Genomic DNA, 11,014 nt, shown 5'->3' on the forward strand with positions numbered 1-11,014 from the left:
GGTTTTATATAAAATTACTGTACTTTATAAACCGGAAGTTCCATAAAGAGTTCAGGATTTTTTGAACTGCCTATACCGCCGCAATACTCAAGCCATCCCCTTCCAGCCGAATTATTGTCATGGTCATTTATCAGCACCGAAAAATAGATTGATTTCATGTGACTAATATTTATCGGTTTTGCGTAAATCTGATCCCATGGCAGCTGCAATTCATAAACAGTCCGCTTTTCCTCTTCATAGCGTTTTACCGCATACAAGGTGTCGTCGGAAAACGTAAAGGTATCGGCAGCCTGTTCACCGCCTATCATCTGGGATATAAAGCTCTGCAGCGTTGCCTCTCCGTTTGCAATTCCCAAACCGATTTCTGTGCTTGCGGCGCCAAATTTATTACTTACTGCGATGGCAAATTGTATGCTGTCAACCGCCCAGACCGTGGACGGCTCGGTCTCGTCATAATAAATATCATCTTTCACATCGGCCGCCAAATAAAAATACTCATCATCACACATGGTATAAATTGTCCCGCTTAAATCATCAACGCCCTTCCATTCTTTCTTCTGCGCCATTGATTTTTGGTCAATTTTAATTGGCAAAAATTCATGCCATTCTCCGTCATCCAGCTTGCCATCTATAACCGGTTTCTTGTCTCCGTATTTTAAACAGCCGAACTCCTTTGAAAGAGTGACAGCCATGCTGTCATTGACTTCTTCCCCTTCTATGGTTATCGTTCCGGAGATATCCAACCGATTTATATCGGCGTCCTCGATGGGGATGTTAATTTTTATTGTCCGCTCATTTCCCGGTACAAGGGTGTCAATATTGTATGTCTTGCCGGCAAGACTTTCAGGACTATCCAGGGTCAGCTGCATGGATACGTTGCTGCTGCGCCGGTTTGTCACTTTTAAGACCCCCTGATAGCGCTGCTGATTATACGGAATGATTGAGTATGTATAGCTGAGCGGTTCGATATAATTTAGCTCTACATTATGCGTGTATGCAAGCCTACCGTTAAACTGAACATTGATAACAATCTTTTCTTCATCCTGGTTGTTGACACCTGAAGAGAAACGGATTGTATCCCCGCTAATTTCTTTCACAGAAGTATTATCCGAACAGGCGGCCTCTATCTTGATTTTATCATCAGCCGGCAGAGTCAAACGTAAGTCAAAATCTTCAGCCTTTATTACATCCGTCTCGTATTGATATGCAGAAAATTCTGCCTCACACAAATCAACCTGACTGAAGTTGCCAACTAAATATGTGACGTCTCCGCATATGTCAAAATTTAATTTACCGTTATAAGCATATATAGTTCGGCTATTACCGTACATATCCACCAGCTCTGCACTATCTGTACCCAGATCAAGGGCTATGGATTGATTCGTATCGTTCATATTCCATACAGCAAGGACATCCTTCTCATCAGCACGCTTGAACTGATATATCCATATGTCCTCGTTTTCCGTGTCTATCTTGCCGAGGTTTTCAGCATTTGCGAGCAGACTGTTGAACGTCGAAAACGCCAAAAGCACTGGTTTTGCCTGATAAGGCACTCCGCTGTCCCCCCAGTTCGTTATCAGTCCAAAATTGTTTTCCAAAGAGGTATCCGTACCCTTTTCTTGATCGTTGTACCAAATAAACAGATCTACGTGTTTTTGAGTAAATATGTATTGCCTAAGGCCAAAGGCCGCCTGCTGCCGCTCACTTGCGTACCCGGCGCCTGAGCTGTAGGATAGCTCACTGATCGTGATTTTCTTATTTTGTAATCCATATTGATCCAACAAATTTCTAAGGCTGATGACCATATCCTCCGCTGTACCTTCTCCCTGCATCACACGCCCGGTCTCGGGAACGTTTTCAACCGTATACGGATGACAGGAAAACTCATCAAAATAATTCCCCGCACCGGCCTTCAGCAGCATCTCTATCCAGTCAAGTGGTACCCGCGCCGTTGCACCGCATAAGACAATACTATCAGGATCCGCCCGTTTGATCGCCTCGTATGCAACTTTTTGTGCCGCAACATATCTTTCGGCGCCGTCCTCTTCACTGCTTAAATTCATTTCATTAAATATCTCATAATATTGCACCGTATCCTTTAGTGCAAGCGCAAGATTATAAACATAACCGTCAAACCGCCTGAATTCTTCTTCCGTTTCCGGCAAGTCTTTACCAATGGCTGCCTCGACACCACCCATTAACTGAAACATTTCTATGTCTGAATTATTAAGCGCATCCTGTATCCGTTGATCCAGCTCGTTAAATTCATAAGATTCTCCGCCGTTTTGTTCAAAATACGACCAATAAACCGATTCTCTCTGATACTTAAAACCAGTCTTTGCAAACAAATCCAGTTTCCTCTCAATTTCATCCGTACCAAAATTCCACGTTGAATGAGAACTATATCCCAGTCTCTGATTTTGCTCTTCTGATTTGCGCAGATAAACAAGTGTTGTCTCAGTACTTGCAGGATTATATCCATTTGCTGTAAAATCAGAAGTTACATAATAATAACCGTATCTTTTGAAGCCGAAAACAAAAGTTTCCGTTTTGCTTTCGTTGCTGTCTATTGCTATATCTCTGTCTTCATGCAGTATCACATTACCATATTCATCTGCTATACTCAGCGAAAGTGAGCCCTGTACTGCATCCTTTGTGATACCGTTTATCTGAACGTTCACTTCTCCTTCTTCGGTAAAAAAGTTATTTCCAAGTTCATCAGTTGTTAAACTAAGCATCACAGGAGACTCAATATAATCGGGAATTCCCTGTATGCCGTCGATAACAATCTCTTTACCGATTTCCGATAGGTGGATTAACTTATAATTGTCAAGATACTCTATGCCTGTACCGTATGATCCATTTCCGTTTCTACCATAACTTGAAATCTCTGTACATTCATTCGTTATCGTTGTATGCCCTACCTCAACACCATCAATAAAATAATACGCGATACGATTATCCAAATCCCACCAGGTATCTATATGGTGCCACTCGTTTAACTGGGGACTTGCACCGCTGGGCCATGGTTGTTTAATTGCATCAATATGACAATTCTCATAATATGAGAATAACGATGTTGTTCCCCCTGGCCATGTGGAAGCCATAAAAAGGCCATTTCCCCAACTGCTTTGTGGCGTCGCACCAAATGCGTCTTCTGTTCGTCCGCTTGCTGTCCGCAAAATGTCATACCCCAAGTACAACGTTCCTGATGAAAACGCCTGTCCGAAGTCCTTGCGGATTTTGGGATATTTACTATTGGTGTCATCCATCACCATCTTCAGGCTGCTCCCGTGCTCTGCATCATATTCAGCAATACTTACATCCAGCTCAGAATAATCAACACAGCTGGATACACTCCTCACGTTGTCAAAATCTTCATCCCAGAGGACAGTGTATCCGCTTAAACTTTCATTTGCGCCTTCCGCCGCCGAAAAAGATACCAACATATTGGATGGAAAAATCAAAATGAATGAAAGCGTAAATAATACCATTTTTTTATAAATACTCATTTATTTCACCTCTCTTAGACTGCTTTAGATCTTTGAGAACAGAGTGCGAAAATACGATTTCCAGTTCTGTTTTTTAATATGAATGCTATTATCATCCCTTTACACCGCCAATGTTGATACCGCCCATGATCTGCTTTTGGAATAGAATGAAGATAATCGCCTGCGGCAGGAGGGTAAAAAGTGCTGCGACCATCTGCTTATCCATGGAGAGATTAGAGTTCTTTATTTCAAAAAGCCGAACGCCCATGACAGTTTTTTCAGGATCCGTAATCAAAAGGTATGGCCAGAAGAAGTCACCGAACGCCCCGTTAAAGGTAAAGATTGAGCAGGTTACGACAACCGGCATACTCATCGGAATAACTATTTTCAAAAAAATCTTTATATCCGAGGCGCCGTCAATCTTTGCCGCCTCTATTATCGAAAGCGGTAATCCATCAAAAGACGACTTGAACAGCAAAACATGAAACATATTCATCCCCGCGATCAGCCAAAGCGGAATATAGGAATTGAGCAGCCCCAAATCTTTATACAGCATATAGTTAGGCACCATTGCGGTTGTAGCAGGCAGCAGCATTGTAATAGACACAAGTACAAAATAAACTCTGCTGCCCTTTGGTTTCAGTCTTGACAAAGAGTATCCGGCAAGACCGCTGATCCCCACATCAAAAATCACACAGCCGACCGCTACAATCAAGGTATTGAGGTAATACCTATAAATCTCAAGCTGATTCCACAACCCTGCAATCTTTCCCAAATCAATGGATTTGGGAAAGAAGGTAGGCGTCTTGCTGTAGATTTCTGCCGGCTCTTTAAAGCACAACATAATCATCCATACTACCGGGATACACACAATTAATAGATGCAAAAGCATGACCACCGAAAGGATCCCATATGTAACCCTTCCCTTTGCGCCCTTCATATCCATAGGACGAAGCGCGCCGTTATTAATTCTATTCGAAAAATCGTCTTTTTTCATTTTAATTTAGCCTCTTTTCTGCACTATGTGATATTACATATTTTCGCTTGCTCGCTTATCTACATGATTGTATATCAATGTAAATATCATAATCACACAGAAAGTGATGACATTCACCACCATCGCAAGTTGCGGCCTGTAATTGACAAACGCATAATTATAAGACAAAAGTCCCATGGACATTGAAGCGTTGTTCGGCCCGCCCCCGGTCATCTGCAACGGTTGGTCAACAACCTGAAATACGCCAATACACTGTCTGGCCGCAAAAACCAGTAACATGGGCAACATGTAAGGGATAACCACAACACGCAGTCGTGTAAAAAATCCCGCTCCGTCAATCATGGCCGCCTCATACAGTTCGTTGTTTACACCCTGCAACCCGGCAAAATAATAGATCGCTGTCCCGGCCATGCCTGACCACGTCATACTAATAATAATGTATAAAATGGTAAACCGTCCGTCCTGCAGCCAGCCATATGGCTCAACGCCAAACTTTGCCAAAATGGCATTCAGCATGCCGCTGACATTCGGCTGATAGATAAATGCCCAAAGCACCGATACGGCAACGGCAGGCATGATGCCTGGAAAATATACCAGTGTCCTGATTGTTTTTCTGAAGACAGCCATTTCATTCATGACAATGGCAATGATAAACGGCGGCAAAAGCCCAATTACCAACGACCATCCTAAATACTCCCACGTATTGATAAACGTCTGCAGAAAATCGGTGTTGGTCAATACGCGTTTAAAGTTATCCAAGCCGACAAATTTAACGACTTGAAAACCCTTCATTTCAAACGTTGACCATACCATTCCCATAATCTGCGGCCTGAGAATCAGCACACACATTAAAATAAAAGAAGGAGCAATCAGCAGCCAACCGCTGATATCGGCGCGTGTAAATAATTTTTTTTTCTTTTTCTTGGTTGCCAAGTTAATTTCCGAGGTATGTAACATAGTGTTTCCTTTCCCGCTTTAATTTGCATAATCCAGATTATTCTGCTGGAAGTCGTTCGCCGCGTTTTCAATCAATCCCTCAATATTAGCGTCAGGATTGGTCAAAACCTCCTGAATGACATTGTCAAATACGGCATACAGTGCCTGGGCATCTTTCGGCTCCTCCTGCTGGAATTCAAGTCCAGTTTTGTCATTGTAATTTTTGATATGATTGATATCTACATTTAGGTTTTCTCGATTCAGTTCTTGAATATAAACACCGTATTCACTTTCCGCCTTCCATGGGCTGATGCTTTCAAGACCGATCAGTTCGCCGCTTGCCGCCCTTGTTTCATAATCTTTTGCGAGAGTTTCTTTCCTTTCTTCTGTCAAATTACAAGTGTAGCCCCTGTATTCTATGAAATTCATGGCAGCTGAAACCTGCTCCGGTGTTGAATCTTTATTGATTACATAGAAGCCGCCCCCCATAAGTGATACACGTCTTTGGTCACCAGCCGGGATACCGAGCATGCCGATCTTGTTTTTATCCATGCCATAATTCTGCACCAATTCAATAATATAGTTCGGCTCCGCAAATGTCATGGCAACATTGCCGGCAGAGAACTGCTCTTTCGTGTTTGTACCGCTAATCAATGCATTTTCCGGTAAAACGTCATATTTCCATTTTAAATCACTGACAAATTGCATGGCTTTCACACACTCGGGACTGTTAAAGGTTGCTTGCCAGCCGCCATCTTCCAGTTGCGTTTCAAATACTGTGCCATAACTCCAGGCGATTGGGGTAAATCTCCATCCGCCATTGTTTTGTGTGGTCGGAAATATAAAGCCGTCAACACCGGTGCTATCTTTGATTTTCTTTGCAACCCCCGCAAGGTCTTCCCATGTTTCCGGCTGATACAGATTGCCATTTTCGTCTATAAAACCGGCCTGGTCATACAAATCGATATTGACTGCAATTCCGACATCATAACAACTTGTCGGCATTAGATAAATTCTATTATTCTTTGAAATCTTCTGAAGAATGAACTCTGACAATTTATCTGTCATTTCTCTTTTTTCAAACTCATCGGTAAGGTCTGCGGCAAGATCTAGGTTCATTATATTTTCTGCCTCAGTCATGGGTACATAATATAATGTTGGTAGTGTTCCGCCTTCCGCCTTGGCCAAAAATGTATCAACGTTAAAATCCCACCTCGCGTCCTCAACTTTCACATTTGGGTATGCTGCTTCAAATCCTGCCACTTCTTCCATCTGAGATTTATATACTTCCGGGTTTGTCTTTTCATCGACAAAGTTTGCAACGGATATGACAACTTGCCCATTTTCTGCGTTCTGATCCGCTCCGCAGCCTCCCAGCACCCCCAGTGTCAAAATTATGGCTGTAACTAACACTACTGTTTTCCAAATTCTTTTTTTCATCTTTACTCTTCCTTTACATTTAAATTTTGCAGCTGATTGACTCCACTATCAAGCCAATTCAGCTTGAATTCAGTATATCTCTTTCCCCAAAATTTGTATAGTGACAAAATTTCCCGAGTGTCATTTCTTGCAAGGCATCTGCCGCAAAGCCCATTCTGCCGTTGATTTGTTTTTTTTTGAAAATTTTGACATCGCAGCTCTTGTTGACTTTTAAATCAGAGTTTTGTAAAATGTACACATACAGATTAGGTGGGGATGAAAATGAAAACAAAAAATACAAGACTTTTTAAAAAGACATATTTATTCCTTCTGGTATCAATCATTGTCCCTTGTCTGCTGGTCAGTATTGTATCAGGTATTATCACATTTGTGACTGCTAATCATCTGGCAGATAAAATAATTGAATACTCAACAGAAACCATGCTTTCTATATCCAAAAATGCAGATGTGAATCTTGATTCTTTAAAAAATATTGCACAGGTGCTTTCTGCACAACCGGAAGTCAGAAATGCACTGTCTGATTCCACCTTGGTATACTCGCCGGAGCTTGGCTCCGCAATAGAACAGATAGACCCTTCCAATCTGCATATCATTAATACATTTATTTTTGACAAAGACCAGCGCACAGTCTGCAGCAATGACGGCGAGTTTAACTCCTGGGATTATTTTACCAACCAGCTTGTCTATAACGATTATAGTTCGTCGTATTGGAATAATTTTACCTTTTTTAGTACCGAAGCATTCAGAGTGCTGTCTCCCGGAGAGCTGAAGACCCAAAACGGTACATATAACGCTATACCTGTCGTTTTTAGAAAAATTGGAAGCTTTTCTCAAAAACGCTATCTTGTTTTTAATGTTGAGCTTACCTCTCTATTGCCGGTGAACACTGAAACGTCTTCCACGCAGTTTTATATATTAAATAAATTTACAAATGACATCTTTTCCTTAAGTCCAAATTATGATACAGCAAAAATTAATGATCCGGCTTTTCTGGACTATGTACTAAGCAATCCAAACGCCGATTTTGAATATACGCTGCCTGACGGAAAATATTTTGTATCAACCAGTTCCAATGATGCCTCCATCATTGGATATACCTATATCTCTATCGTCTCAAAGGGCAGCGTTTACGGCGGTCTTATTCCTTATACAATTATATTAATCCTTATCAATGTATTAACATTGTTGACTGTTATCGTTTTAGCCACCAGAAACGCAAGAAAGATTTTTGTTCCGATCAAAAATGTATGGCTGTCTTTGGCTAAAAAAGAGCATACCGCTTCTACAAATAACTTGCTGTATGAAATTGTTGCACTTTCTGCCGAATCAAAGAAAGAAAGGGAATATCTCTACAAAATTCTCCCTCATGCGCAGCAGAATTATTTGGTTAATTTATTAAATAATCCAGACTCGATTGAGAGCTATGACAGTGATACAAAAAAATTCCTTGAGGAATCTTTAAACTTTCAGTATCATTATTTTTCAGTTATATTGCTTCAGTTATCACCCGCATCGAATTTTTATGATAGATTTAGTATAGAAGAGTATGAAGTAATTAAAACCGGACTTTATAATATTGTATATGAGATGTTCTCGGATGAGTTTGATTCGTATATACTGCCTACGCAAAATAACGTGTTGGATATTGTGCTCAATATGGAACGTGCTGAGCAAAATGAAAAAGTGAGAAAACTATTAAAAGACTTGCTTAACTATTTAAAAAACGATTTTGAATATATCACCCTCTCCATTGGTATGAGCAAAAGCTATCATGATATACCCGGTCTAAAAGCGGCGCATGCGGAAGCGCTGAATAACTTTGTACCATATGTGACGCCTGAACAGCAACCTGTCATTGACCTTAAATTTAAAAGCATGATTGTATTTACAAACGCAGATGAATCAGCCTTGTTCTCTGCGCTTTCATCCTTTGACAAAAACCGGATAACTGAGACAATCGACAACTTTTTACAAAAAAATCAAGATTTTTGTGTACGGGAACTGAAAATGCTGTATAATTACATTTTAAATACAATACTCAAATTTATCCATATCAATAAAATTTCTTATATGGATGAAATGCTTGATTTTGAAATAACAAATAAAATCCTCTCGCAGCCGCTCGCCGGAATACGAAACGAAATCAATCAGATTATCGATTATGTATCATCCTTAAAGCATACAAAAACAAACTTTGATGATTTATATACTTATATCAAGGAGAACTGCAATTCAAGCGAATTATCCCTAAAGATTCTGGCAGATGTCTTTTCAATGAGCCAAAGCAGCATCACCAGGATGATACAGGATAATACAAAATTTTCATTTAAGGAACTATTGTCGAATATTCGCATTGAAAATGCAAAAGAGTTGCTAAAAAATACCGATTTACCTATAGATAAAATCTGTGAAATGACTGGATTTTCAAATAAGCGAACATTTTTTAGAGTGTTTAAAATGGTCACAGGTACCACCCCCGGCGAATACCGCAAAGGATAAAGAAATCTTTTTTCAGCAAACCACTGATACAAAACACATATAAAACCTGCAATGCCTAGATGACGACATTGCAGGTTTTAAGTTCTATTTTATCCAACAAGTTACAAAGGCTTTTTCAAATTTAATTTCTACATCATTCTTACACCATTTCGTCATAATTTTTTATAAGGTTATATGGTATTTTAAAACCTATTTTTTCCTCAACCCATATTTTATGAAATTCTATGAGCTTTTTACGTGCTTCACATGAAATTATAAAATTCGGGAGTCATGTTACAACACCTAAGATAACAAGTATCAAATAGATCCTCATATATTTTGTTGTGACCAAGCATTTTTGTAACACAACAACCTAATTTTGCCACAGAACTTATACAGCCCCACAGCGTGCCTCGAAAGGTGTTTTGTAATTATGATAAGAATGCGGACGTACATGATTGTAATGCACATACGCAAATTCTTCTATAGCTGCGTAAAGCTCCTGCTCAGTATGGTAATAATGCCTATATATCAAATCATTCTTCAAAGTATTGAAATATCTTTCCATTGGAGCATTATCGTATGGATATCCAGCTTTACTCATGCTTTGTGTAATTCCAAGGGTTTCACAAAACTCGGTGAATTCTTTGGATGTGTACTGGCTTCCTTGGTCGGAATGTACCAGTAAATTACTTAAATTTATCCCAGGCTGGGAATCAATCGCTTTCTGAAGTGTGCGTTTGGCTAGATCGGCAGTTATATGTCGATCTGTAATATTAGCAACAATACCTCTGTCATAAAAATCAATAATAGAATAGTTATATCGTTTGTTTCCATAATTTGATGGCATATACACACGCATATGTTATCGCAAAATATGAATTTGGGGCTCCCGTAAGCGCCTTCTTAACCAACCGCTTTAAATTCAGTGCCAAAGCCGAAAAGAGGCATTCTTCATAAACTCTGTGAATGCCTCTTTTTTCGACTTGTTTTAATTTATGCTCGCATTTAAGAACCGAAAAGGTCCCTTCGCTCCAAAATGACCACAATATTTTCGGTGCTTGTATTCGTCAGTGAAACAACGCTTGCGATTCCTGTGCATGGTACCATAATGCGAACTTGCATTCATTCTGATTCTTCCATAATCAACAGCACAATGCTGTAAATTCTCACAGTCAATACACTCCTGACGGGGTAAGTTATACATTCTGTAGTAATTAAAGATACCTTTCTTAAACATCAATTTATTAAAAGCAAGGTCTTTCCCCATCCGGCAAACAAAATAATCTTTAGCGCTATCATATTCAAATCCTTTTTTCAATGCGTTGTTATGAAATTTTATGGACGAACATATCTAATAATTCTAAGCCCCTGTATACGGCGCCTACATCATATCCACTGTCAAGTGTGAGATGCTTTATGTCCAGCTCCAATGTCTCTTGCTGCTTTTGGAGATGTTTTAATATGATATCACTTTCCCGACGATTCGCTCCAAAACAGTCTACTCCAGTGATAATGCCATTGCTGGCATCTACCGTCATCTCACATAGATAACCCAGTCCTTTTTTGCGCGGCTGTTTCACATAGCAGCAGTCAGGGTCGGTATGACTTTTTAGCAGTTTCTTTTCTTCTATTACCATAGGCGGCTCCTTATATCCGCTTGTATTTTCCA

8 protein-coding genes and 1 pseudogene are annotated in these 11,014 nt (G+C 40.0%); 2 read left to right on the forward strand and 7 right to left on the reverse strand.

All coding sequences use genetic code 11. The features are described 5' to 3' along the window. Positions 1–14 precede the first annotated feature (14 nt). The 4 genes from INF28_RS03755 to INF28_RS03770 all read right to left on the reverse strand — a co-directional run bounded on the left by INF28_RS03755 (position 15) and on the right by INF28_RS03770 (position 6,864). Positions 15–3,512, reverse strand: a complete 3,498-nt coding sequence (locus tag INF28_RS03755; RefSeq protein WP_226392135.1) for a sugar-binding protein — start codon at positions 3,510–3,512, stop codon at positions 15–17. Positions 3,513–3,603: 91 nt separating this feature from the next. Continuing rightward, positions 3,604–4,488, reverse strand: coding sequence for a carbohydrate ABC transporter permease (locus INF28_RS03760; RefSeq protein ID WP_226392136.1), 885 nt, complete (start codon positions 4,486–4,488; stop codon positions 3,604–3,606). A gap of 33 nt (positions 4,489–4,521) precedes the next feature. Further along, a complete protein-coding gene (locus INF28_RS03765) occupies positions 4,522–5,421 on the reverse strand; it encodes a carbohydrate ABC transporter permease (protein WP_226392137.1) in 900 nt (299 codons plus the stop codon). A gap of 42 nt (positions 5,422–5,463) precedes the next feature. Next, complete coding sequence (locus tag INF28_RS03770) at positions 5,464–6,864, reverse strand: ABC transporter substrate-binding protein (RefSeq protein WP_226392138.1); 1,401 nt, start codon at positions 6,862–6,864, stop codon at positions 5,464–5,466. Between the two features lie 261 nt (positions 6,865–7,125). On the opposite strand from INF28_RS03770, the gene INF28_RS03775 reads away from it, so the two are divergent. Beyond that, positions 7,126–9,363 (forward strand): helix-turn-helix domain-containing protein, encoded by a 2,238-nt coding sequence (locus INF28_RS03775; RefSeq protein ID WP_226392139.1) that lies wholly within the window; start codon positions 7,126–7,128, stop codon positions 9,361–9,363. Between the two features lie 370 nt (positions 9,364–9,733). Here the strand turns inward: INF28_RS03775 and INF28_RS03780 are convergent, their stop codons facing one another. Next, the gene (locus tag INF28_RS03780) at positions 9,734–10,198 is read right to left on the reverse strand and encodes a transposase (protein WP_404815135.1); all 465 of its coding nucleotides are present in this window, start codon (positions 10,196–10,198) and stop codon (positions 9,734–9,736) included. Between the two features lie 49 nt (positions 10,199–10,247). After that, positions 10,248–10,373: pseudogene (locus tag INF28_RS13145) on the reverse strand (transposase); the annotation flags it as partial. A gap of 8 nt (positions 10,374–10,381) precedes the next feature. On the opposite strand from INF28_RS13145, the gene INF28_RS12820 reads away from it, so the two are divergent. Beyond that, positions 10,382–10,507: a hypothetical protein gene (locus tag INF28_RS12820; protein WP_264175677.1), complete on the forward strand. Its 126-nt coding sequence runs from the start codon at positions 10,382–10,384 to the stop codon at positions 10,505–10,507. Between the two features lie 163 nt (positions 10,508–10,670). Here INF28_RS12820 and INF28_RS03785 read toward each other — a convergent pair. Continuing rightward, the coding region (locus INF28_RS03785; protein WP_226392140.1) for a hypothetical protein at positions 10,671–11,014 on the reverse strand (344 nt) is incomplete at its 5' end.

Origin of the sequence: Ructibacterium gallinarum (assembly GCF_014982785.1) — a bacterium.
Lineage (GTDB): Bacteria > Bacillota > Clostridia > Monoglobales > Monoglobaceae > Ructibacterium > Ructibacterium gallinarum.